We start from the raw sequence: 23,926 nt of genomic DNA, 5'->3' as shown, positions 1-23,926 counted from the left end.
TGACGGTGAGGGGTGGGTGACGTTGAGGGGTGAGGCGTCGCTGAGGTTGAGGTGACATGCACCTCGAAGCCAGCCGCGCACCATCCCTGGCGACTATCGACCTTGCCTCTTCGTAGCCCTCCAAAAAAGCGAGAGTCGCTATTCAACCGTCGCAAGGCTGGGCACCCCTGACTTTTCTTTCCCCTTGAAGCCCACGCCTCCCTAGCCGCCCTAGCTGCAAAAAAGGTCACCGAGGCACCGACGAACTCCTGCCTGCTCCGCACTACGAGCCGACTGCGCCAGAAACCGGCTTACCCCGCGCGCGGCGAAAAAATCAGATGCAGGCCGAAGGCCACGAACACCGCGCCAGCCAGGCCGTCGATCCAGCGCGAGAGCTTGAGGTAGCCGCGGCGCATAGCCGGCAGGGCGAACACGCCGGCCACCAGGGTGAACCACAGCAGGGTTTCCAGCACCACCATGCTCCACAGGCCCCAGCGCGCACCGGCGCTCACGCCGTCGCCCAGAAAGGCAGAGAACACGCTGCCGAAATAGATCACCACCTTTGGGTTGGACAGGTTGGTGAGCAGGCCGGCGCGCAGGGTGGCCCAGTCGCTCTGCTGAAGCTCCGCCTTGGGTTCACCCGAAGCCGTGGCGGGGGCCTTCAGGGCGCCGCGCAGCATTTTCACGCCCATCCATGCCAGGTAGAGGCCACCGGCCACACTGATCAGGCGCTCCAGCCAGGCCAACCGTTGCAACAGCAGTTGCAGACCGGCCAGCGCCAGCGCCGACCACACCACCACGCCCAGGGTGATGCCCACCACGCCGAACAGAGCCTGGCGGCGCGTACGGCTCACAGCGGTTTGCGACACGAAGAAGAAGTCCGGGCCGGGGCTCAACAGGGCCACCAGATGCACCACGGCGATGGTCAAGAAAAGGCTCAATGGGGGTCTCCTCGGCACGGCAAACGCAAAAATTCGCGGCGGCGCAGCTTGTCGCCACCGCATGGGTCCTCTAGTCTGCCGCTATTTTGGCACGGCCTTGGGACGCCCTCGGCCCTCTGCAGGGGATCACCCGACCCACCGCGACAGGCCCGGTAAGGCCCGGCCTGGCGGTTTTAGCGTGCCCCACCTGACTTTGACCGACCCGACACCGACGACGCTGATGTGCCTTCGACTCCGCCTGATCGCGATGAACTTCCTGCAATTCTTTGTGTGGGGGTCGTGGCTGCTCACCATTGGCGCGTACTGGTTCCAGACCAAGCAGTGGTCGGGTGCGCAGTTCGGCGCGATCTTCTCGACCATGGGTATCGCCGCGCTGTTCATGCCCTCCATTGCGGGCGTGATCGCAGACAAGTACATCAACGCCGAGAAGCTCTATGGCGCGTTCCATATCCTGGGCGCGGTCGTGCTGTTCTTGGTGCCGACGGTGCAATCGCCCGGCCTGATGTTCTGGGTGATGCTGGTGAACATGATGTTCTACATGCCCACCATCTCGCTCTCCATTGCGGTGGCGTACAACGCGCTCAAGAGCGACGGCAAGGACATCATCAAGGATTACCCGCCGATTCGCGTGTGGGGCACGGTGGGCTTTATCGCCGCGCTGTGGACGGTGAGCCTGCTGCATCTGGAAACGTCCTCCGGCCAGTTCTACGTGGCCTCGGGGGCGGCGCTGCTGCTGGGCCTGTATGCGTTCACCCTGCCGGCCTGCCCGCCGCGCTTCCAGCGCAAGGCCAATCAGTCGTGGCTGGATACCTTCGGCCTTACTTCGTTCAAGCTGTTCCGCGATTCGCGCATGGCGGTGTTCTTCATCTTTGCGATGCTGCTGGGTGCGGCATTGCAGCTCACCAATGCCTACGGCGATACGTTTCTGCACGATTTCGCCAAGATGGACGAGTACAAGGACCTGATGTCGGTGCGCTACCCGGCCATCATCATGTCGATCTCGCAGATTTCCGAAACGCTGTTCATCCTGGCCATTCCGTTCTTCTTGCGCCGTTTCGGCATCAAGACGGTGATGACCATCAGCATGCTGGCCTGGACCCTGCGCTTTGGCCTGTTCGCCTACGGCGACCCCGGCCCGGGCCTGTGGATGATCGTGCTGTCGTGCATCGTCTATGGCATGGCGTTCGACTTCTTCAATATCTCCGGCTCGCTGTTCGTGGAGGGCCAGAGCGACCCTTCCATCCGCGCGAGCGCGCAGGGCCTGTTCATGCTGATGACCAACGGTATTGGCGCAGTGCTGGGCAGCTCGCTGAGCGGCCTGATCATCGAGGCGTTCTTTACCCACCCCGATCAGAGCAAGGATTGGCACGGCATCTGGCTCACCTTCGCGATCTACTCGCTGGTGGTGGCGCTGCTGTTCATGGTGCTGTTCAAGCACAAGCACGACCCGGCCGCGCTCAAAAGCGTGCCGGCACACTGAGTTGCCTGCCAGGTAGAACGCAAAGGGCCGCGTCGGCAACGACGCGGCCCTTTCTTTGGGTGGATACCCTGGCGCCCGCTCGGTGCTGCTCGCCCGCCGCGCTGGCAAGCGGTGCCAGCGACGGTCAGAACGGCTCGACCACCACACGGCTGCGGCTGGTATCGAGTGCGCCGTGGTGGTCGAAGTGCAGCACCACCACCCAGTCGTAGACGTTTTCCGGCCACGACTTGCGGCCGATGATATGGCTGGCCTTGCCGCCCAGCGCATCGATGAGCTTGTCGATATGGCCGTGATGCCAGGCGATGAGCACGATGTCGGCGTGGTTGTCCTTGCGCAACGACTGGGCCAGTTCGTCCACCTGCTCGTCCGCGAAGGGCTGCTCGATGGGCAGGCCGATGCGCTGGGACAACGGCGTGAGGGTGAGACGCGGGCGAATGCTTTCCTTGCTGTCGCGCGTGGCGATAAGGCGCTGGGGCATGAGCGTTTCGCGATCGTCCCGCCAAGGGTCGAAATAGCTCGCATACGCCTCCGCGCGCTGCTCGCCCTGCGGGCTAAGCCCCGGGCCGGATTCCGGCTTTTCCGCGTGGCGGACGATCAGCACGGTGACATCGCGCAAGCCCTTGCCGCCCTTTTCGTCGTGATGAGCCCAGGCCAGTGCCGGCAGCGAACACACCAGCAACAGCAAAAACTTGCGAACAAACATGTGGATAGCCCCTTACCCGTACGGGGCGAGACTAGCCCGATGGCGCGCGCGCCGCCAAGCCTGGGCCTGCCCCGCCGGCCCGCTACAATAGGCGGATGCAGATCGGCCCCTACCGCATCGACCCGCCCGTGGTGCTCGCGCCCATGGCCGGCGTCACCGACAAGCCTTTCCGCCTGCTGTGCAAACGGCTGGGCGCGGGCTTGGCCGTGTCAGAAATGACCACCGCGGACCCGCGCCTGTGGCACACGCGCAAGTCGCTGCGGCGCATGGATCACGATGGCGAGCCCGAGCCGGTGAGCGTGCAGATCGCCGGCTACGACCCCGGCATGCTGGCCGAGGCGGCGCGCTACAACGCCGACAACGGCGCGCAGATCGTGGACATCAACATGGGTTGCCCGGCCAAGAAGGTGTGCAACGTGTGGTCCGGCTCGGCGCTCTTGCAGGACGAGCCGCTGGTGGCGCGCATCGTGAAGGCCGTGGTGGATGCGGTGGACGTGCCCGTGACGCTCAAGATCCGCACCGGCTGGGATCGCGACAACAAGAACGCGCTGACCATCGCGCGCATCGCCGAGGACGCCGGCATCGCCGCGCTCGCGGTGCACGGGCGCACACGCGCCGACAAGTACGAAGGCGAGGCCGAGTACGACACCATCGCGGCGGTGAAGGCCAGCGTGCGCATCCCCGTGCTGGCCAACGGCGACATCACCAGCCCGCAGCAGGCGCGCCATGTGCTCGATGTCACTGGCGCGGATGCGGTGATGGTTGGGCGCGGCGCGCAGGGCCGGCCGTGGATTTTCCGCGAGATCACGCATTACCTCGCCACCGGCGAAACGCTGCCCGAACCCACGCCGGCCGAGGTGAGCGAGATCCTGCTGCATCATCTGGAGCAGCTGTACGCCTTCTACGGCGAAATGCAGGGCGTGCGCATCGCGCGCAAGCACCTGGGCTGGTACGCCAAGGATCGCCCCGAGAACGCCGCGTTTCGCCACGTGGTGAATCGCGCGGAGAGCGCGACCGAGCAGTTGCAGTTGACCCGCGAGTATTTCCAGGCGCTCGCCAGCGACGCGCGCCTGGCGGCATAAGCCGTGTGTCGTAAACCCTTGCGCAGCCCCCTGGGGCATCATGCAGAGCATCGCATTTGATCGCCTAGGTTCCACCCTTGCCACACGCATCCGCCCTACGTTCGCTCGCCTCGCGCCTGTCGCTGCTCGGCCTGGTTGGCGCAGCGCTGTTGCTTAGTGGCTGCCAGGCGGCGCTGTTCGCGGGCCTCAATGCCACGGACACCCATCGCGGCGTGGCGCAAACCCACGACATCGTGTTCGACGAAGAGCACGACCTGGCGCTGGATGTGTACGCCCCTGCGCAAGCCATGCATGCGCCTGTGGTGGTGTTTTTCTATGGCGGCGACTGGGCGCGCGGTGAGCGCGCGTGGTATCGCTTTGTCGGTACGGCGCTGGCGTCGCACGGCGTGGTGGCGGTGATTCCCGATTATCGCAAGGTGCCACACGTGCCGCTGTCCGGGCTGATGGACGACGCTGCCCTTGCTGTCGCATGGACGCGCAAGCACGCGCGCGAGTTCGGCGGCGCAGCCGACGATGTGTTCGTGATGGGGCACTCCGCCGGCGGCCAGATCGCCGCGCTGCTCGCCACCGATCCGCGCTGGCTGGATGCTCACCACCTGGAGCCCACCGACCTGGCGGGCTTTATCGGCCTGGCCGGTTGCTATGCATTCGTGCCCATCGCGCCAGACGACAAGGACATGCTCGCCGTGTTCGGCCACACCATCGCCCAACAACGCGAGGGCGAACCCGTGGCGCACGTGCGCGGCCACGAGCCGCCCATGCTGTTGTTGCAAGGCATCGACGACCACGAGGTGGAGCCGAGTAACGCGCTAACGCTGAACCAGGCGGAGCAGGCGCACCACGGCGACGTCACGTTGCGGCTTTATCCCGGTGTGGGGCACGAAGGTGTGCTGTTGGCGCTATCGCGCCCGATGCACGAAACCGCGCCCACGCTGGAAGACGTGCTCGACTTTATCCAGGCCCATCCCAACGCCCACTCTGGCACGCACCCGCTGGCGATGAGCGACGCTGCGCCGCGCTAAACCGCAGCCTTCACGCCGGGCGGCGTAACCTTTGGCCCCTGCCAGAGGCCGCAGCCATGAACAGCATCGTCACCGGTGAGTTTCCTTACATCCACGGTTTTTCGACGGAAGAACAATCGCGGCTGATGCGCCAGGCGCGCATGTTCGAGAGCACGCTGTTCAGTCACATCGACTACAGCGAGGCGACGCGCCTGCTCGAAGTGGGTTGCGGCGTGGGCGCGCAGACAGAGATTTTGCTGCGGCGCTTTCCCCACCTGCATGTCACCGGCGTGGATCGCTCGGCCGCACAGCTGCATGCGGCGGAGCACAACCTGGCCGACACCGCGTGGTGCAGCGCGCGCTATACGCTGCAACTGGCGGACGCCACCGACCTGCCGTTCGCCGATCGCAGTTTCGATGCGGCGTACCTGTGCTGGGTGCTGGAGCACATGCCCAGCCCCGCACGCGTGCTGAGCGAACTGCGCCGCGTGCTCAGCCCCGGCGCGGTGGTGTACATCACCGAAGTGCTCAACAGCTCGTTTTTCCTGGACCCGTATTCACCCCATTTGCTGCGCTACTGGATGGCCTTCAACGACCACCAGTACGACAGCGGCGGCGATCCGTTCATCGGCGCCAAGCTCGGCAACCTGCTCCTGGCCGGCGGCTACCGCGACGTGCAGACCGAGGTGAAGAGCTTTCACCTGGACAACCGCCACCCGGGCAAGCGCAAGCAGATGATCGAGTTCTGGGAGGAGTTGCTGCTGTCGGCCGCCGACCAGTTGGTAGCGACCGGCAAGGTGGACCCCGCCACGGTCGAAGGCATGCGCCAAGAGTTGCAGGCGGTGCGCAACGACCCCAATGCGGTGTTCTTTTTCGCCTTTGTGCAGGCGCGCGCGCTGGTTTACTGAGCGGCAGGGGTTGTGGTGACAAAGCCGTACTGCGCCAGCACCGGCTTGAGCGCGGCGATCCACAGCGCGTAGCCGGCCGGCAACATGTGCAGGCCATCGGGGCGGAACAGCTCCGCGCGCGGCTTGCCCTGCGCATCCAACATGGCGGGGGCGATGTCGACGAAGCGCACGTCCTTCTGGGTGGCGGCCCAGGCGCGGATGAGGTCATTGGCCTGCTTCATCTGCGGCCACAGCGCCACGCGCGCCAGGCTAGGCTTGATCGACACGAACACCACCGGCACGCCGGGCACGCCCCGGCGGGCACGCGCCACGAAGGCCTGGAACGAGGCGAGCACCTGCGCCGGGCTGGCGCCCTCGGCCATGTCGTTGTCGCCGGCGTACAGCACGATCACGCGCGGCTTGTACGGCCACACGATGCGGTCGGCATAAAAGGTGGAGTCCGGCAGCGCCGATCCGCCGAAGCCGCGGTTGATCACCGGGATGCCGGGGAAGTCCGCCGCCAGCGAACTCCAGAAATGAATCGACGAGCTGCCGATGAAGAGCACACCGCCCGGCGCGGGCGCGTGGGCCCGGTCGGCGGCGACGAAGGCGTCAATATCCGGCTTCCAGTGCGAGGATGGCGCGGCGTCCGCGTGCAGCCAGGCCGAAGCCAGCAGACTCATCAACAGGCACAGCAGCCAGGTCAGACGCTTCATTCGCTCTCTCCGCCGGGTGGGTCGTTCAGGGATGGGTTTTCGATTATGTCGGCCTGGGGCGGCATCGCCAACGGCCGCCCCTGCTATCCCACCACTCGTACCAGCGGCACCACCACTCATCACAACACGCTTGTTCGGCACGGGAGAAGGCGCACAGTGGGGCCCTTCGCCCCGCCGAGAGCCCGCCATGCAACGTCGCGACCTGCTCAAGACCGCCCTTACCTTGCCGCTGTTGCCCTGGGCCCTGTCGCCGGGCCTGGCGAGTGCCGGCGCGGTGTCGAAGGCAACCCGACTAGGCCGGCGGGCGCGCGTGCGCCCCGGCGACCCGGGTTGGCCCAGCACCGCCCAATGGGACCAGCTCAAGGATGCTGTCGGCGGCCGCTTGCAGGCGCTGCGCTCGCCCTTCGACGCCTGCTCGGCCCAGAACGCGGTTTGCCAGGAGGCGCTGGCGCAGATCAAGAACCCCTACTACGTGGGCGACAACCCCGCCCTCACCCAAACCAGCGGCTGGGTGGATGCCTGGACCTCGCACCCCAGCGCCTACGCCGTGGCGGCCGAGAACACGCAGGACGTGGTGGCCGCCGTGAACTTCGCCCGCCAGCATCACCTGCGCCTGGTGGTGAAGGGTGGCGGCCACAGTTACCAGGGCACCTCGGCCGCGCCCGACTCCCTGCTGGTGTGGACCCGCCACATGAACGCCATCGCCCTGCACGATGCCTTCGTGCCACAGGGCGGTGAGGGCAAGGGCACGCCATTGCCCGCGGTTTCCGTGCAGTCGGGCGCCATGTGGGTCGATGCGTATAACGCGGTCACCACGCGCGGCGGGCGCTATGTGCAGGGCGGCGGCTGCAACACCGTGGGCGTGGCCGGGCTGGTGCAGAGCGGCGGCTTCGGCAGCTTCTCCAAGAACTTCGGCACGGCTTCCGGCGGTTTGCTGGAGGCGGAAGTGGTTACCGCCGATGGCAAGGTGCGCGTGGTGAACCCGCACCAGGACCCGGAACTGTTCTGGGGCATCAAGGGCGGTGGCGGCGGCAGCCTGGGCGTGGTGACGCGGCTCACCCTGCGCACGCATGAGTTGCCGGAAACCTTCGGCGCGGTGTTCGGCGCCATCCAGGCTGACTCCGACGAGGCGTATCGCGCGCTGATCGCGCACACCATGCGCTTCTATCGCGATGTGTTGTGCAACCCGCACTGGGGCGAGCAGATCACGTTTCGCCGCGACAACGTCGTGCGCTTGTCGATGGTGTTCCAGGGCTTGAGCCAGGCGCAGGCCGAACAGGTGTGGGCGCCTTTCCTGGCCGCCGTGCATGCGCGTTCGGACTGGCACATCCGCGACCAGGTCAAGGTATTCGCCCTGCCCGCGCGCCACTTCTGGGATGCGGATTTCTTCCGCGAGCACGCGCCCGATCTGATCGTGCCCGACCGCCGCATCGGCGCACCGCGCGATCACGTGCTGTGGGCGGGCGACGAAGGTCAGGTGGGCCAGTTCATCTACGGCTACCGCTCTGCATGGTTACCGCAATCGCTGCTGGACGCGCGACAGATCGATGGTCTCACCGATGCCATGTTTGCCGCCACGCGCCACTGGGGTTTCTCGCTGCACTTCAACAAGGGCCTGGCCGGCGCCCCGCCGGAAGCCATTGCACGTTCACGCGACACCGCCATGAACCCGGGCGCCATGGATGCGTTTGCGCTAGCCATTACCGGCAGCGAAGGCGACCCGGCCTTTCCCGGCATGCCTGGCGCCGAGCCCAACGTCACCAAGGGTCGCGAGGAAGCAGCCGCCATCGATCGCTCGATGGACAGCCTGATCAAGGTGGCACCGCACGCAGGTTCGTATGTATCGGAGAGCAACTACTTCGAGCGCGATTGGCAAACCTCGTTCTGGGGCGCCAACTACGCGCGCCTGGCCGCCGCCAAGCATCGCTACGACCCCGATGGCCTGTTCTTCGTACGCCACGGTGTGGGTAGCGAGCATTGGAGCGACGATGGGTTTACGCCGCGCTGAGTGCGCGCCGAGGCCCTTGTTCAAAATGCCCACGAGGATTCACCGCATGCATATGCGCTACGGGTTTACCCGTAGCGATCCGCCAATGCATCCGTGGCTTCAACCAATCGATCGACAATGGCCGGATCGGCGGCACTGTGTCCGGCCAGCACGATGTGCAGTTGCGCTTCGGGCCATGTCGCCGCGAGGTCGCAAGCGCTTTTGACGGGGCAGATGATGTCGTAGCGGCCGTGCACGATAGTGGCCGGGATGTGGCGAATGGCGCCGATGTCGCGCAACAGTTGGTCGGGCTGGAGAAACATGGCGTGGCGGAAGTAATGCACTTCGGCACGAGCCACGCTAATGGCGACTTGCGGGTTGTCGAAGTTGCCTGGTTCGTCGGGATCGTGAATCAAGGTGGTGCTGCCACCTTCCCAGTTGCCCCACGCCATGGCTGCCGCCAGCCGCACTGCTTGGTCGTCGCTGTCCAGGCGGCGCCAGTAGGCCTCCACCAAGTCGTCGTGCTCCGCCGGGGGAATGTGCGCAAGGTAGCGTGCCCAACGCTCCGGGAAAATCCAGGATGCTCCGCCATCGATCTGGTTGAACCAACGCAGCTCGCCTGGGCGAGCAAGGAAGATACCGCGCAACACCAGCCCAAGCGCGCGCTCGGGATGCGCCTGCGCATAGGCCAGTGCAAGCGTCGAACCCCAGGAACCACCGAACACCACCCAGCGCTCGATACCCAGGTGTTCGCGAATGGCCTCGATGTCGGCCACGAGGTGCTGTGTGGTGTTGTTGCGCAGATCGGCATGCGGGGTGGATTGGCCCGCACCGCGCTGATCGAACAGCACGATGCGATAGCGCGCGGGATCGAAAAAGCGGCGGTGATACGGCGACACGCCCGCGCCTGGCCCGCCATGCAGGAACACCACGGGCAAACCTTGGGGGTTGCCGCACTCTTCCACGTGCAGCTCATGAATGTCGTCAACAGCGAGTCGCCATGTGCGATACGGCTCGATCTCGGGATACAGCTCGCGCATTGGTTCACTCCCTTGGCAAGGGGGCGAGCATACCCATGCGTGCACGAGTAACGGTAGCGGTGGTTGTGCTTTGGCGCGTGACACTTGATCCGCCCCGGTGTGGCCCGGCCAAGTCATCTGTCGAGATGATGGCGACGCGGGCAAAGCGGGGCGCAATCGCGGCAGATTCCGCGATATCACCGCCGTAAGCGCCCATGCGGCGAGCACACCGGTGTGGCATCGCTAGTATCGGACTCCCCATTGCGCCTCAGGGATCGACGCCGTGAAAACGCCTATCGCATGCATGTTGTTGGCCTTACCGCTGTGGAGTGGCATGGTGGTGGCTGGTACGACGGGCGAGGTCATCGTGCCTCACCCACAGCAACGCCCGTGGGCACCGCCCGCGCCCGCGCAGCAGGAGCCGATTTGGCCAGATGGCCTGGCCATCGCCGCACCGATCAACCCGGCGCCGGAAGTGTTCGGCACAAACGATCCCAAGATCGGCCAGCCCATCACCGTGGTGGGGCACGTGGCACGCCCGACCATGACCATTTTTCCACCCAAGGGCGCCAATACCGGGGCCGCCGTTGTGGTGTTCCCCGGTGGCGGCTATCGCATCCTGGCGATCGACCTGGAGGGCACCGAGATCTGCGACATGTTCACCGCCAAGGGCGTGACCTGCGTGCTGCTCAAGTACCGCGTGCCCGGCAGCGGCCCGTACTGGTCGGAGGAATGCCAGTGCCGCGGCCAGCCCACCGCGCCCATGGCCCTGCAGGACGCGCAGCGCACCATCAGCCTGGTGCGCCAGCGCGCCGACAAGCTCGGCATCGATCCGCACAAGATCGGCGTGATCGGCTTTTCGGCCGGCGGCCACATGGTGGCGGAGGTGAGCAATCATCCGCAGCGCAGTTATCGCCCCGTGGATGCGGCCGATCAGCAGAGCAGCCGCCCGGATTTCGCCATGGCACTCTATCCCGGCCACTTGTGGAAGGAGCCGGGCCTTGGCCTGAGCCTGAAGATCGCGCGCGACTGCCCGCCCACTTTCATTGCCCAGGCGGAAGATGACCCGGTGGACGATGTGCGCGAATCGCTCTCCTATTTCCTCGCGCTCAAGCAGGCGGACATCCCCACCGAGATGCACCTGTACGCCAAGGGCGGGCATGCATTCGGCGTGCGCCCCGGCCCCAACCCGATCACTCAATGGCCGGCGCTGGCGGATACCTGGATGCGCACCATCGGCGTGCTGCCGGCGGCGCACTGAGGCGTTGGCGGGTTGATAGGGGTTGGTTGAGTGACGCGTTGCTGGTCATTCCGGCGCGCCCCGCAGAGGGGGCAAGAGCAGGGCGCGTTTTTTAGCAGTCGAAGGGCCGGTCATCCCGTGCCTTACGTTCCATGACGTGCAGGCGCTGGATCCCAGCGTTCGCTGGGATGACGATCAAGATCGGAGCATCCTCAATGACGTGTAGACGCTGGAGCTCAGCCCTCGCCCCTTTGGCGGGTTCGCCGGGATGACGATCAAGACCGGAGCATCCTCAGTGGGTGTCCACTCGTAGCAGGCGGGCGCGGCTCACATTGCCGCGCGCGAACGCGTGGAACTTCCAGGTCTGGCCCGGTTGCAGGTCGTGCACCTCGTCGGAAGCGCGCCCGATAGCGTGCCCCTTGGCATTGAACAGGGTGAAGTTCACCCGGGCGAGGTGCACCGGCGTGCGGCCGGTATTGGTCAGCGTGCCCACCACCTTGTTACGGCCCGGCGTGACATCGCGCTCCACGCGGTAGGTGCCGAGGCGCACGTGGTGGGCCGGCGGCGGCGCGGCCAGGGCGATCGGGGAGGAAAGACCCAACATCAACAACAACGACCAGCGAAAACTCATGCAGCGATCAAAACCCGGGAATGCAAACCGATAGATTAGCGGACCACCCCGCCCTGCGCGGTGATCCCCCACACACCGGGAGGCTTGCCAGGACACCCCACCGCGGCGACCGCCGGCTCCCCGCCGCTGCGACCCGGCTGGGCTATCCTGCCGCCCTTGAGATCGCGCCAGGCCGCCCCAGCAGGGCCAAAAAGCCGTCCAAATGGCTGAATCGGCATGAAATCGTCATGTGCGGCCCCCATGCTGAGGCTGCAAAGCGGGGGGAGGCCGTGTATCATGCGCCACCCCCTTTCATCTTTCTATCCGTAAGGAAGGATATAACCCGCGATGAGCAACTTCCTCTTCACCTCCGAGTCGGTTTCTGAAGGCCACCCGGACAAAGTCGCCGACCAGATCTCCGATGCCGTCCTCGATGCGATCATCGCGCAGGATCCGCGTGCGCGCGTGGCCTGCGAAACGATGGTGAAGACGGGCGTCGCCATCGTCGCCGGCGAAATCACCACCAGCGCCTGGGTTGACCTGGAGTCGCTGACCCGCAAGGTCATCACCGACATCGGCTACGACTCCTCGGAGGTCGGCTTCGACGGCGAGACCTGCGGCGTGCTGAACCTGATCGGCAAGCAGTCGCCGGACATCAACCAGGGCGTGGACCGCAAGAAGCCCGAAGAACAGGGCGCTGGCGACCAGGGCCTGATGTTCGGTTACGCCACCAACGAAACCAAGGACTACATGCCGGCGGCGATCTACTACTCGCATCGCCTCGTCGAGCAGCAGGCCAAGGTCCGCAAGAAGAAGAACTCGCCGCTGCCGTGGCTGCGTCCGGACGCCAAGAGCCAGGTCACCCTGCGCTATGAAGACGGCGTCGCGACCGCCATCGACGCGGTGGTGCTGTCGACCCAGCACGACCCGAACGTGAAGCAGAAGGACCTCGTCGAGGCCGTGCGCGAGTACATCCTCAAGCCGGTGCTGCCGGCCAAGCTGCTGCACAAGGGCACCAAGTTCCACATCAACCCGACCGGCAAGTTCGTGATCGGCGGCCCGGTGGGCGACTGCGGCCTGACCGGCCGCAAGATCATCGTGGACACCTACGGCGGCTGGGCCCGTCACGGTGGTGGCGCGTTCTCGGGCAAGGATCCGTCCAAGGTGGATCGTTCGGCTGCTTACGCCGCTCGCTACGTGGCCAAGAACATCGTGGCCGCCGGCATTGCCGACCGCTGCGAAGTGCAGGTGAGCTACGCCATCGGCGTGGCTGAGCCGACCTCCATCTCGGTCACCACCTTCGGCACCGGCAAGATCGCCGACGACAAGATCGAAAAGCTGATCCGCAAGCACTTCGACCTGCGTCCGTACGGCATCATCAAGATGCTCGACCTGATCCACCCGATGTACCAGCAGACCGCGAGCTACGGCCACTTCGGCCGCACCCCGCAGGAAGTGAAGGGTCCGGATGGCAAGGTCTACTCCACCTTCTCGTGGGAAAAGACCGATAAGGCCGAAGCGCTGCGCGCCGATGCCAAGCTGAAGTAAGCGACGCTTGCTTCGCAACAGGAAACGGGCCGCTTATGCGGCCCGTTTTTTTATGCCTGCGCGGTGGTGAAAGCCACTCGTCGCGCTGGGGATGCTCTGCCTTTGATCGTCATTCCTGCGAACGCAGGAATCTAGTGCCTTTTACGCCCAAGGGTTCACAGGCGCTGGATCCCAGCGTTCGCTGGGATGACGAGCAAAATGTCGGTTCATCGGACCTTCCCCAGAGGTGCGTTGATCTTGGCCGTCATTCCTGCGAACGCAGAAGTGACGAGCAAAAGCAGAGCACCACTAAGCCTGGGCGCCCTGCTTCCGCCGCGTTTCCACGAAGGACGCAACCAGCTCCACCACAGCGTCCTCGAACTCCTGCGTGACCAGCATGTGCTCGTCGCGCTCCAGCCCGGCGCGCACGATGCCGGCCACGGCCTGGGTGAGCACAAAGGCATCCACCGGCGACAACCGCACCACGCCCGCTTCGCCATCGGCCACCTGGCCAGCCTCCAGCATGCCGGCCAGGGTGATCACCGGGCGATCCATGTCGCGCCGGGAGTCGTTGCGCCAGGCGAGGTCGAACATGATCTTTCGCGCACGCTGGCGCCCGTCGAAGGCATGCAATTCGGTGCGCACCACGATGCGGATGCGCTCGCGCAGGCTGAGCTTTTCGCCGCTGCGCGAGGTGAGCGCTTCGGTCATGCGCGCCAGGCGCCGGTCGCGCTCGTGGCGCGCCAGCGCGTCGAAGATTTCCTGCTTGTTCTCGAAGTACTGGTAGATGGTGCCGACGCTGAAACCCGCCGCCGCCGCGAGGCGGTTGGTGCTGAAAGCGCGCAAGCCGCGCTTTTCGAGTAACTGGATGGCCGCCTCCAGGATCAGCTCCCGCGTTTGCCGCGCGCGTGCCTGCGCCGGTGCACGACGCTTGGGAGCGGCTTTGGGGCGGGTTTCACTGGCCATGCACGGGCACGCATACCTGAGGCAACCCCCGCAGGCTCCCGCATCGCTTGGCGCAAGTCCAGTCCCATCAGGCCCGGTGGCCGGGTACGCCAGCCATCGGCCTTTAGGGAGGGTCCGACTCATCGGCTCTTTTGTTCGTCATTCCTGCGGAAGCAGGAATCCAGCGCCTATACGTTTAAGGATTTACAGACACCAGATCCCAGCTTTCGCCCCCACTTTTGGGGCTTCGCAGGGATGACGAACAAAAATCAGAGCATCCTTAGAAGTTGTACTTCACGTCGATGCCCACGGTGCGCGGCGGCACGGTAAAGGCTTCGCCGAACGGTGCGTAGTAGGTCTGCAGGCCGGTGGAGACGAAGGCCAGCTTGTTGAACATGTTCTTGACGTAGAGATACGCCGACCAGCGTCCGCTGGCGTCTTCCACGCCCACGCGCCCGTTCACCAGGGTGTAGTTGCCCATCTGCGTGCGGGTGGGGTCGTTGGTGCGGAACGTGGAGTAGGACGTGCCCACGTAGTTGGCGTCCAGGCGCAGCATGCCGCCCAGGCCCGCGCTCAATGGCCAGCGGTAGTCGGCGGCCACGGCGCCCGCATACTTGGGCGTGTTCGGCACACGATCGCCCGCCTTGCCCAGCACGCCCTGCTCCTCGTAGGTGTTGTTGGCCTGATCCTGGGTAAGCACCGCATCGATGTAGTTGAAGTTGGCGGTGAGATCCAGGCCGGGCAGCGGGCGATACAGCACATCCCACTCCAGGCCACGCATGCGCGCCGCGCCGGCATTGGTGATGAACTCGGAGGTGCCATCCAGCGTAATGGCGCTCACCTGCATGTTGTGCCAGTTGATCTGGTACACGTCGGCGGTGAGGTAGAGCTTGCGGTCGAACCAGTTGGACTTGATGCCCAACTCGTAATTCCACAACGAGTCGGCCTTGTAGGTGGTCAGGTTGATCGGCAGGTTGATCAGCTGATTGGCGCCGCCCGGCCGCATGCCGTCGGCCGCCAGTGCGTACACCATGGCGTTGGGCGCCAGGTCATAGGACACGTTGAGCTTCTTGAGCCAACCGCTCTGCCCCGCACTCACCGTGGTGGGCGGCAAGGTGCCGCCGCCGATCAGCGGGAAGTTGAAGTTGAGATCGGTGTAGCCGGTGATGTCCTTGCTGTAGTTGTAGTAGCGCAAGCCGCCGGTGATGTTGAGATCCTGCGTGACGTGCCAGGTGGCCTCGCCATAGGCGGCCTTCTGCTGCAGGTCATCCACGATGCGCCGGCGGAAGAAGATGCTCGACGGCGACAGCGGGCCGCCGGTGGCCGGGTCCGCATAGGTGTATTCGCTGAACAGGCGGCTCTTGCGCTGCTCTTCGTACAGGCCGGCCGTCCACTCCAGCGTGTCGCTGCTCTTGCTGGTCAGGCGCAGCTCGTTGGACCAGTTCGTGGTCTGGCCCGGGTAGTACAGGTAGGAGGGAATGTATTTGTCGGCGTTGTACACATGCCCAAGGCCGAGCGCGCCCAGCAGGTACTTGGCGTACTGGAACAGCGGGGTGGCATCCTGGCTGTAGTAGCTGTCGCGGTCGAAGTACGAGCTGATCGCGGTGAGCGTGGCCCAATCCATGTCCCAGTTGAGGGTGACATTGGACACCTTGGTGTGGTCGCGATACGGCACCAGCGTGGCGATCTCCGAGCCATAACGCGAAGGCAGATCCACCGGGTATTGCGATTGCAGCGCCCAACGCTCCGGATACGGCGTCCACACGTTTGGCTCGGCGTTGGTGGTGTGGTCGGAGAAGCTCGCATCCAGCGTCACCTTGTCGGTGGGCTGGTAGCGCAGCAGCACGCGCCCGCCACCCTGCTTGGCCTCGCCGACATCGCTGCGGTGAAGCACCACGTTGTCGATGTAGCTGCCGGTATCCTGCTTGTCCGCCACTACGCGCACGGCGAGCTTGTCCTGGATCAGCGGCAGATTGAACATGGCGTTGGTGGACCACGAAGGCCCGCCGCCCTTGGTCACCGCATAGCCGGCTTCCACGCTGCCATCCATGCGGTCCAACTCGGGCTTGTTGGTGATCAGGCGGATCGCGCCACCCATCGAGCTGGCGCCATACAGCGTGCCCTGTGGGCCGCGCAGCACTTCCACGCGATCGATGTCGAACAGGTTGAGGTCCGGCTGGTGACCGCCGGCATCGTTGGTGGTGCCCACTGAACCACTGATGGGCGTTTCGTCCATGTAGATGCCGGTGGTGGGCTCGCCCGCCGCATAGATGCCGCGAATGGAAATGCGCGACTGGCCCACGCCGGCGTTCTGCACGCTCACGCCCGGCGCCATCTTGAGCATGTCGTTGATGCTCACCGCGCCGCTGTCGGCCAGCACTTCGGCCGGTACGGCGGTAATGGCGATGGGGGTCTTGTCGATGGCGGTGGCGTGCTTGGTGGCGGTGACGGTGATGGCGCCCAGCGAGGTGGCGTCCTCCTTGGAGGCTGCCTTGGTGGGGCTCGCGTTCGCCGCGTCTTGCGGCGCGGATTGCGCCTGCGCCACGCACGGCGCGAGCGCTCCGGCCATCCACAGTGCCATCCACAACGGATGCCGCATCATCGCCTTACCGCTTTTGGTTGTTTGGCCCAACATCGTGCTCTCCCCTCGCTGCTGTACGGTCGTCGGCGACGCCACGCATCGCCCGGATCAAGGACATGGCATCCCCTGCGCACGCTCCCCGCGTGCACCGAGATCCCTAGGATGAAACCGCCCGCGCTTAGCCGGCGGCGTTGCGCATGAACTGGGCGGCGAACTGCACGCAGTTCAGGTAGTCGCTCACGGGGATGCCCTCATCGATGCCGTGGAAGCGCTCGATGGTGGTGGGCGTGAGGTGATACGGCACAAAGCGCAGTTGTTCGGTGGATACCGGCACGTAGTGCGATGCGTCCGTCGCGGCCGTGACCAGATAAGGCACCACCGGCACGCCGGGTGACACCTGCTGGATGGTCTGGCGCACCAGCTTGAGGCCCTCGCCGTCGATGGGCGAGGTGGGGCTGGCTTCGTTCTGTTCGCTGCCTGGCTCGATCTTGACGCGCGGGTCGGCCACGACGCGGCGCACGTGCGCCAGCACATCGGCCACGGTGTCCCCGGGCAGGATGCGAAAGTTCACGGTAGCCTTCGCCACGGTGGGCAGCACGTTGTCTTTCACGCCGGCATTGAAGGTGGTTTCGGCCGTGGTGGTACGCACCATGGCATTGCCCGAGGGGGTCTTCTCCAACTGGCCGACCAGCACCGGCGCCAGCAACCAGCGGTTGCGCACCGCCATGCGTGCAGGCCACGGCAGCAAGGGCGCGATCGCGTCGAACATGGCCGTGGCGGTGGGCGCCAGGCGCGCCGGCATCTGCTGTGCTTCCAGGCGCGTCAGCGCCTGGCTGAGGATGCCAATGGCCGACTGCGGCGGCGGCTGCGAGGAGTGCCCGCCAGCAGCCTGCACGCTGAGCTTCACCGACACATAGCCCTTCTCGGCGATGCCCACCATGGCGAGATCGCCCGCTACGCCAGGCATCAGGCCGTTGGTGTAGGCGCCGCCTTCATCGAGCACCAACTGCGCGTGCACGCCACGCTGCTTGAGCAAGTTCACGATGGCGACCGCGCCGCCCTTGCCGCCGCGCTCCTCATCGCTGCCGAACGCAAAGTAGATGGTGCGCTTGGGCTCGAAACCTTCGCCCAGCAGTTGCTCGGCGGCCTCCAGGATGGAGACCAGGCTAGCCTTGTCGTCGAGTGCGCCGCGCCCCCAGATCACGCCATCGGCCACGTCGCCCGACCACGGATCGCGCGTCCAGCGCGCGCGTGTATCGGGGTCCACCGGCACGGTGTCCTGGTGCGCCATCAGGATGATGGGCGGCACCGAGGCATCGCGCCCCTTCCAGGTGAACAGCAGGCCGCCGTGGCCCACCTCTTCCACCAGCAGCTCGTGATGCACGCGCGGAAACTGCTCGGCGAGATAGGCATGCAGCGCCGCGAGATCTTCGCTGGAGGGCGGCGCTTCGCCGGTGGATACCGTGTGCAGCTTCACCGCGCCGGCAAAGCGGGCCACGGCCTGCTCTTCGTCCAGCTTGAGCGGTCGATAGCCCGCCTGGCTTTCCCCCACCGCCAGCGGCGGCGTCAGCCAGGTGCGCCACAGCACCACCGCCACCACGGCCACCACCACCAGCACCACACCGCCTACGGCTGCCTTGAGCACCCTTTTCATACGACCCAACCCTCCCCAGGGCATACCGATTGCCGCACCGGCGGCAAAGACCACGTCGATACCCGACGTTACGAAGCCGGCATGCTGAGTCGCAATGCGAAAATCTGAGCAGTGGCGGCCGGAGGTAAAGCTCGCGCGACAACGCAGCGGCAACGCACCGGCCCAAGGGGCGGCACTGGCCTGGGGAATATAGCTTTCTAGGCACCGTGGGCCGCGAAACACAAACCTGAGCGATCGGCCGCCGCCGGCGGTAGTCCGGTCTACAAATCCGTGGGATGGCGCGAGTGCTGGCCGTGACCGGGCAACTGATCCAGCGACCCTTGCGTATCGAACGTTCCGGCCACGCCGACGCCACCGATGGCGTCGCCCATCATCGACCAGCCGGTTGCCGGGTCGTTCATAGGCACGGGCGCCGACGCGTTGGCGATATCGTTGGGTGCGACGCCCGGCGTCTCGTGCATGGTGGGGGTGACGACGTGCGACAGGCTAGTCAGTAACGCCAGGCTAAAGCACGCAATGCGTTCCTCCGTCGCGCAACCAACGGCCACGAGCGCACCGGATGAGCACAGCGGAGGGCGGCGGCATCACCGTCGCATAGGCCACGACGAAACGTGCCAAGTACTCAGCGCGCCGCATGATGGTGAGGATCGACGTGCCGGACGATCCCGTGCCGCACGCTCCGTAACAGTTGGTTGTTGCCCGTGATCTGCGCTCGCGCCATCCGCTTGGCGACGATTACCCGCGAGCCACGCTGGGTATTCCAACGGAATCCGCACATCCCATGCAGCGCCACTTCGTGACCCGTAACGTGGCGAGACATCGCATCTCGGCACCTGCTGTGCCGGCTTGAGTAGTAAAAAAACGGCGCCCGAAGGCGCCGCTCTCTCTACCTCAACCCGACTTGCTTACCAACCCATGCTCATGCCCGCGCCGACCGACGCGTCGTTGCCCGATGCGGAGCCACCGAAGGACAGGTTGACGTTCGGCGCCAGCTGGCGGCTGTAACCCACCGCAATGGCTGCCTTGCCCTTCATGCTGCCTACGCCCACGCCGACCTTGTTCGCCGTATTGATACCCTGAGCGCTCAAGGCCATCTGACCATAAGCGGCACCCATGGCACCCACAGCATTCACGTGGCGGTTGACCTCGTGGAACTTGTTGTTGGCCCAATCCTGCACACCACCCACGGCGTCTTGCACCTGGCCCCAGTTGGCGGCATCCGTACGCTGCGTGCCGGCCGCCACATTGGTGACCTGCCGCTCGTTGCCCACCGAGCCCATCGACACGGTGTTGTCACGATCGGCCACGGAGCCCGCACCCAACGCCACCGCGTTGTTGGCAGTTGCGCTGGCGCCATTGCCCAACGCCGTGCTGCTGTTGCCCGACGCAGCGGCGCCGCTGCCCATCGCCGTGCTCTGGTTACCGCTTGCCTTCGCGTCGCCGCCGACCGCCGTGCTGTTGTTGCCAGAGGCGTTGGCACCCGCGCCCAATTGCGCACTGCCTTCACCCGAACCGCTGCCACCGTACTGACGGCCGGCCAGATCCTGCTCCATCGAGCTCAGGCGGCTGTTCAGCGAACTGGCCAGATCGCCGGCCGCATCGAACTGCGACTGCACGTTGTTCTGCAGCGTGGTGACGTTTGCAGTGAGCTGCTCGTACTGCGACTGCACCGTGTCGCCCAGGGTGATGTAGTTGTTGTTCAACTGATCCATCTGCGTCTGCACGTTGCTGCCCAGCGTGGTGACGTTGGCACCCAGCTGATCCACCTGCGTTTGCAGACCTTGCTGCATGGCATACAGCTGACCGCCGTTCACCGCCTGCATGCTGCCCTGTGCCACTGCACCGGCCGCGACGTTGTTGATCACGGTGCCGTTGGCGCCGCGCAGCGTCATGGAGGCAAAGCTCGGGCTGTCATACGTCAGCGCAACCTGCGGGGCGCCGCTGCCATCGACCAGGCCCGAGGCACGCAGCTGCGACACGTTCACGGCATCGGTGTCGGCCGAACCGGCCGTCACGTTCTTCAGCGTGCGGGTGTTGTTGTCCTTGTCGGCAAAATCCACGTCGGCGCCGTCGATGGCCGCACCCACGGTGAGCTTGTTGCCCGCGCCCGCCTGCTGGACCAGGCCGATCTCACCGCTGGCCAGCTGGTTGGTGACGTTGCTGATGCTCGACTGCACCGCACTGATCGACGTTTCGGCGACATCCATCCGCGAGCCCAGACCGGCCACGCCGCTCTGCAGCGTGCCGATGGAGCCCTCGGCGGTATCCATGCGCGTACCCAGGCCGGTGATGGCCGTATCAGCGGCATCCACGCGGGCGTTGGTGTCATTGAGCTGCGACATGTTCACCGCGTCGCCATCTTCCTCGCCTGCCTTCACATTCTTCAGCGTGCGGGCGCCGGCCGTACCGGCAAAGTCCACGGCCAAACCATCCTTACCGGCGCCCACGGTCAGGTTGGCACCTGCGCCCGCCTGCTGCACGAGGCCGACGGTGCCGCCATTGAGTTGGGCGGTGACGGTGTCGACGCTGGTCTGTAGCGTATTGATGGTGCCTTCCGCCACACCCATGCGGCCATCCAAAAGAGTCACGTCGCCCTGCACGGTGGTGATCTTGCCTTCCGCCGTAACAACACGCGTATCCAGGCCCGACACATCGCTCTTCAGGGTGTCGATCGAGGTTTCGGCGCCGAGCACGCGGCTATCCAGGTCAAGCATCGTGGTTTCGGTCGCGTCCACACGCGCATTGGTGGCGTTGAGCTGCGACATGTTCACGGCGTCGCTATCGGCCACGCCATTGGCGACATTCGTCAGCGTGCGCGCACCAGCCGTGCCACCAAAATCCACCGAACCGCCATCGGCACCCGCGCCCACAGTCAACTTGGCACCTGCGGAAGCCTGCTGTACCAGGCCGACGCTGCCATTGTTGAGCTGCGTGGTTACATTGTTGATGCTGGTCTCAAGGTTCGTGATGGAACCTTCATTGAGCGTCATGCGGCTATCGAGGCTACTCACGTTACCCTGAAGCGCGCCAATGTTACCCTGCGCGGTGCTGAGCGCGCCTTCGGCGGTACCCAGGCGTGTATCCAGGCCCGACACATCGCCCTTCAGCGTGTCGATCGAGGTTTCGGCGCCGAGCACGCGGCCATCCAGGTCAAGCATCGTGGTTTCCGTCGCATCCACACGCGCATTGGTGGCGTTGAGCTGCGACATGTTTACGGCGTCGCTATCGGCCACGCCATTGGCGACATTCGTCAGCGTGCGCGCACCGGCCGTGCCGGCAAAGTCCACCGAACCGCCATCGGTATTCGCACCCACGGTCAACTTGGCACCCGCGGAAGCCTGCTGTACCAGGCCGACGCTGCCATTGTTGAGCTGCGTGGTGACATTGTTGATGCTGGTCTCAAGGTTCGTGATGGAACCTTCATTGAGCGTCATGCGGCTATCGAGGCTACTCACGTTACCCTGAAGCGCGCCAATGTTACCCTGCGCGGTGCTGAGCGCGCCTTCGGCGGTGCCCAGGCGCGTATCCAGGCCCGACACATCGCCCTTCAGCGTGTCGATCGAGGTTTCGGCGCCGAGCACGCGGCCATCCAGGTCAAGCATCGTGGTTTCGGTCGCGTCCACACGCGCATTGGTGGCGTTGAGCTGCGACATGTTTACGGCGTCGCTATCGGCCACGCCATTGGCGACATTCGTCAGCGCGCGCGCACCGGCCGTGCCGGCAAAGTCCACCGAACTGCCATCGGTATTCGCACCCACGGTCAACTTGGCACCCGCGGAAGCCTGCTGTAGCAGGCCAATCGTTCCCTTGTTGAGCTGCGTGGTGACATTGTTGATGCTGGTCTCAAGGTTCGTGATGGAACCTTCGTTGAGCGTCATGCGGCTATCGAGGCCACTCACGTTACCCTGAAGCGTGCCAATGTCGCCTTGCGCGGCGGTGATCTTGCCTTCGGCGGTCGTCATGCGCGTATTGGTCGCATTGAGCTGCGACATATTCACCGCGTCGGTGTTCTGCACACCGGCTGCCACATTGACGATGGAGCGCTCATTGCCCGCTGCGCCAATCGAAATGACATTGCTGCGATCCGCCACCGAGTTCGCACCCAGGGCAATCGCGTTCGTGGCGCCTGCGTTGACGGTGGCGTAACTACCAATCGCCGTCGAGTCCACCGCGCTGCTGGCAGAGAAACGACCGATGGCAACCGAACGATCACCATTCGCGGCGGCGCGGCCACCAATGGCGGCGGCGCCCTGGCCTTGTGCCGAGGCGAACGTACCGATCGCGGTCGCGTTGATGCCGCCACCCTTTGCGACGGAGTCTTGGCCCACCGCGATATCACCGTTGCCAGTGCTCACGCTGTTCGTACCAATGGCGATAGCGCCGTTGCCCGACGCCGTGGCGCCGGTGCCGCCAGCTAGCGGGTTGACCTTGATATAGGTGTCATCGAGCATCGCCGCGGCGGTCGGCATGGCAAAAGCACTCGACGCAAAGCCAGCGAAGGCGCCGTTCGCGCTCGAAAGCTGCGCGACGCACTCGGAGGATGGATTCAGATCGGAACTTTCACACACCGGTTCTTCGGGGGACGTCTGCGCCGCGGCGAACTGAATCGGCAGCGCAAGCAACGAGGCCGCCACGCACAGCGTCACGGCGCCCTTTTTGCGGGTCGACGACTTGCCATTCGTTTTGGCCAACTCCGAGGCAACCACCCACTTGCCGATGGTCGCGTTCCAAATCACACGGTAGGAAATATTCATAATCTTCAAGCTCCAGCCAGGCATCTTTTTGGGCGCAAGAACCCGCATGCGACGGAGGGCATGTCCGGATCTCGCGTGGAAAAGTGACGCCTTTGCGTTTTGAGGCGTCTGGGGAAGAGCAAGCGACATAGGCTTCCTCCCACGAGAACCAAGGGTAGTTAGCTCGACTGGGTCAACCTATCGGACACGGACTAATTACCTTCCCCTACACATCTTGCAGGCATGAGCCACTATCAAATGCTTCATCCGTGATGCTTGCGGCGCTTTCATCAGAGCACTTACGTTGACAATGCCCATGGCATAACGGGTCGCCTTTTCGGATGACGAGCAGGCCTCCAGGGATGCTCTGATTAAGCGACTTCTTGTCCGTCATTCCTGCGGAAGCAGGAATCCAGTACCTCTACATTCAGCGATTTATAGGCACTGGATCCCAGCTCTCGCCCCCTTTTTGGGGTTCGCTGGGATGACGATCAAAATCAGAGTTTCCCTAGAGGTTCGTGGCACAGCTTCCCGTTGCAGGCGGCAACAGGCGCAATCCCAGCGTGCGAGGGAGGCTTAGATGGGGCTTAGATGGGGCTTAGCCGACCGGGTGATTCGTTTCGAATCGAGGTTGATACAGGCGTCGCCGCTAGCGAACACCTCATGGTTTCCTACGACCACGCTGACGCTCTTGTTCTGGTGATCGAACTGGACAGATGAGCCGTTGATGCAGGAGTCGACCAACGGTGCCGCCGCGGAACTCGGAGGGCAAAGACCACCTGGGGCGCCTTCGCAAATGCGCCCGCCAGTGCGTTCACTGAAAGCTCGGTTTTCATGACCC

At 64.9% G+C, this 23,926-nt stretch carries 17 protein-coding genes; 7 read left to right on the top strand and 10 right to left on the bottom strand.

The genetic code is table 11. The features are described from left to right. Positions 1–290: 290 nt before the first annotated feature. Entirely contained in the window at positions 291–920 is a 630-nt protein-coding gene (rhtC, locus tag AC3G2C_RS05500) for a threonine export protein RhtC (RefSeq protein WP_488383608.1), read from the bottom strand. A gap of 220 nt (positions 921–1,140) precedes the next feature. Here rhtC and AC3G2C_RS05495 point away from each other — a divergent pair, with 220 nt between their 5' ends. Then, positions 1,141–2,400, top strand: coding sequence for a nucleoside permease (locus tag AC3G2C_RS05495; protein ID WP_488383607.1), 1,260 nt, complete (start codon positions 1,141–1,143; stop codon positions 2,398–2,400). A gap of 124 nt (positions 2,401–2,524) precedes the next feature. Here the strand turns inward: AC3G2C_RS05495 and AC3G2C_RS05490 are convergent, their stop codons facing one another. Further along, on the bottom strand, positions 2,525–3,103 hold the full coding sequence (locus AC3G2C_RS05490) for a flagellar basal body-associated protein FliL (RefSeq protein WP_488383606.1): 579 nt from the start codon (positions 3,101–3,103) through the stop codon (positions 2,525–2,527). A 95-nt stretch (positions 3,104–3,198) separates the two neighbouring features. On the opposite strand from AC3G2C_RS05490, the gene dusB reads away from it, so the two are divergent. From dusB to AC3G2C_RS05475, 3 genes are all read left to right on the top strand, one after another. Continuing rightward, on the top strand, positions 3,199–4,185 hold the full coding sequence (gene dusB / locus AC3G2C_RS05485) for a tRNA dihydrouridine synthase DusB (protein ID WP_488383605.1): 987 nt from the start codon (positions 3,199–3,201) through the stop codon (positions 4,183–4,185). Positions 4,186–4,262: 77 nt separating this feature from the next. Further along, a complete protein-coding gene (locus AC3G2C_RS05480; RefSeq protein ID WP_488383604.1) occupies positions 4,263–5,207 on the top strand; it encodes an alpha/beta hydrolase in 945 nt (314 codons plus the stop codon). 56 nt (positions 5,208–5,263) lie between these two features. Continuing rightward, positions 5,264–6,094: a methyltransferase domain-containing protein gene (locus AC3G2C_RS05475; RefSeq protein WP_488383603.1), complete on the top strand. Its 831-nt coding sequence runs from the start codon at positions 5,264–5,266 to the stop codon at positions 6,092–6,094. On the opposite strand, the gene AC3G2C_RS05470 is transcribed toward AC3G2C_RS05475, so the two are convergent. Beyond that, positions 6,088–6,789 carry an SGNH/GDSL hydrolase family protein gene (locus tag AC3G2C_RS05470; RefSeq protein WP_488383602.1) on the bottom strand — a complete coding sequence of 234 codons (702 nt, stop codon included), beginning with the start codon at positions 6,787–6,789 and terminating at the stop codon, positions 6,088–6,090. The two genes, AC3G2C_RS05475 and AC3G2C_RS05470, sit on opposite strands and share 7 nt — an antisense overlap. A 187-nt stretch (positions 6,790–6,976) precedes the next feature. Between AC3G2C_RS05470 and AC3G2C_RS05465 the strand changes: the two genes are divergently transcribed. Continuing rightward, complete coding sequence (locus tag AC3G2C_RS05465; RefSeq protein ID WP_488383601.1) at positions 6,977–8,797, top strand: FAD-binding oxidoreductase; 1,821 nt, start codon at positions 6,977–6,979, stop codon at positions 8,795–8,797. A gap of 65 nt (positions 8,798–8,862) precedes the next feature. Here the strand turns inward: AC3G2C_RS05465 and pip are convergent, their stop codons facing one another. Further along, positions 8,863–9,816 carry a prolyl aminopeptidase gene (gene pip, locus AC3G2C_RS05460; protein ID WP_488383600.1) on the bottom strand — a complete coding sequence of 318 codons (954 nt, stop codon included), beginning with the start codon at positions 9,814–9,816 and terminating at the stop codon, positions 8,863–8,865. A gap of 262 nt (positions 9,817–10,078) precedes the next feature. Here pip and AC3G2C_RS05455 point away from each other — a divergent pair, with 262 nt between their 5' ends. Beyond that, positions 10,079–11,056 carry an alpha/beta hydrolase gene (locus AC3G2C_RS05455; RefSeq protein WP_488383599.1) on the top strand — a complete coding sequence of 326 codons (978 nt, stop codon included), beginning with the start codon at positions 10,079–10,081 and terminating at the stop codon, positions 11,054–11,056. 271 nt (positions 11,057–11,327) lie between these two features. On the opposite strand, the gene AC3G2C_RS05450 is transcribed toward AC3G2C_RS05455, so the two are convergent. Further along, on the bottom strand, positions 11,328–11,666 hold the full coding sequence (locus AC3G2C_RS05450) for an FxLYD domain-containing protein (RefSeq protein ID WP_488383598.1): 339 nt from the start codon (positions 11,664–11,666) through the stop codon (positions 11,328–11,330). Between the two features lie 327 nt (positions 11,667–11,993). Here AC3G2C_RS05450 and metK point away from each other — a divergent pair, with 327 nt between their 5' ends. Next, positions 11,994–13,193 (top strand): methionine adenosyltransferase, encoded by a 1,200-nt coding sequence (metK, locus tag AC3G2C_RS05445; protein ID WP_488383597.1) that lies wholly within the window; start codon positions 11,994–11,996, stop codon positions 13,191–13,193. Between the two features lie 288 nt (positions 13,194–13,481). Here metK and AC3G2C_RS05440 read toward each other — a convergent pair whose 3' ends face one another. The 5 genes from AC3G2C_RS05440 to AC3G2C_RS05420 all read right to left on the bottom strand — a co-directional run bounded on the left by AC3G2C_RS05440 (position 13,482) and on the right by AC3G2C_RS05420 (position 23,106). Further along, a complete protein-coding gene (locus AC3G2C_RS05440) occupies positions 13,482–14,138 on the bottom strand; it encodes a TetR/AcrR family transcriptional regulator (RefSeq protein WP_488383596.1) in 657 nt (218 codons plus the stop codon). 259 nt (positions 14,139–14,397) lie between these two features. After that, positions 14,398–16,752: a TonB-dependent receptor gene (locus AC3G2C_RS05435; RefSeq protein ID WP_488383595.1), complete on the bottom strand. Its 2,355-nt coding sequence runs from the start codon at positions 16,750–16,752 to the stop codon at positions 14,398–14,400. 124 nt (positions 16,753–16,876) lie between these two features. Then, entirely contained in the window at positions 16,877–18,352 is a 1,476-nt protein-coding gene (locus AC3G2C_RS05430; RefSeq protein ID WP_488383594.1) for a M20 family peptidase, read from the bottom strand. Positions 18,353–18,612: 260 nt separating this feature from the next. Then, positions 18,613–18,813 carry a hypothetical protein gene (locus AC3G2C_RS05425; RefSeq protein ID WP_488383593.1) on the bottom strand — a complete coding sequence of 67 codons (201 nt, stop codon included), beginning with the start codon at positions 18,811–18,813 and terminating at the stop codon, positions 18,613–18,615. Between the two features lie 444 nt (positions 18,814–19,257). Beyond that, entirely contained in the window at positions 19,258–23,106 is a 3,849-nt protein-coding gene (locus AC3G2C_RS05420; RefSeq protein ID WP_488383592.1) for an ESPR-type extended signal peptide-containing protein, read from the bottom strand. Positions 23,107–23,926: the final 820 nt, after the last annotated feature.

The sequence above is a fragment of the Frateuria sp. sgz306004 genome (assembly GCF_057750885.1).
The sequence above is the reverse complement of the archived record's forward strand: the minus strand, read 5'-3'. Positions and strand labels throughout refer to the sequence as shown.

Excerpts from the sequence above, each read along its gene's own strand:
- AC3G2C_RS05495 (WP_488383607.1), top strand. The coding sequence starts at position 1,141 with ATGTGCCTTCGACTCCGCCTGATCGCGATGAACTTCCTGCAATTCTTT.
- AC3G2C_RS05490 (WP_488383606.1), bottom strand. The coding sequence starts at position 3,103 with ATGTTTGTTCGCAAGTTTTTGCTGTTGCTGGTGTGTTCGCTGCCGGCA.
- dusB (WP_488383605.1), top strand. The coding sequence starts at position 3,199 with ATGCAGATCGGCCCCTACCGCATCGACCCGCCCGTGGTGCTCGCGCCC.
- AC3G2C_RS05475 (WP_488383603.1), top strand. The coding sequence starts at position 5,264 with ATGAACAGCATCGTCACCGGTGAGTTTCCTTACATCCACGGTTTTTCG.
- AC3G2C_RS05470 (WP_488383602.1), bottom strand. The coding sequence starts at position 6,789 with ATGAAGCGTCTGACCTGGCTGCTGTGCCTGTTGATGAGTCTGCTGGCT.
- AC3G2C_RS05465 (WP_488383601.1), top strand. The coding sequence starts at position 6,977 with ATGCAACGTCGCGACCTGCTCAAGACCGCCCTTACCTTGCCGCTGTTG.
- pip (WP_488383600.1), bottom strand. The coding sequence starts at position 9,816 with ATGCGCGAGCTGTATCCCGAGATCGAGCCGTATCGCACATGGCGACTC.
- AC3G2C_RS05450 (WP_488383598.1), bottom strand. The coding sequence starts at position 11,666 with ATGAGTTTTCGCTGGTCGTTGTTGTTGATGTTGGGTCTTTCCTCCCCG.
- metK (WP_488383597.1), top strand. The coding sequence starts at position 11,994 with ATGAGCAACTTCCTCTTCACCTCCGAGTCGGTTTCTGAAGGCCACCCG.
- AC3G2C_RS05440 (WP_488383596.1), bottom strand. The coding sequence starts at position 14,138 with ATGGCCAGTGAAACCCGCCCCAAAGCCGCTCCCAAGCGTCGTGCACCG.
- AC3G2C_RS05435 (WP_488383595.1), bottom strand. The coding sequence starts at position 16,752 with ATGTTGGGCCAAACAACCAAAAGCGGTAAGGCGATGATGCGGCATCCG.
- AC3G2C_RS05430 (WP_488383594.1), bottom strand. The coding sequence starts at position 18,352 with ATGAAAAGGGTGCTCAAGGCAGCCGTAGGCGGTGTGGTGCTGGTGGTG.
- AC3G2C_RS05425 (WP_488383593.1), bottom strand. The coding sequence starts at position 18,813 with ATGCACGAGACGCCGGGCGTCGCACCCAACGATATCGCCAACGCGTCG.
- AC3G2C_RS05420 (WP_488383592.1), bottom strand. The coding sequence starts at position 23,106 with ATGAATATTTCCTACCGTGTGATTTGGAACGCGACCATCGGCAAGTGG.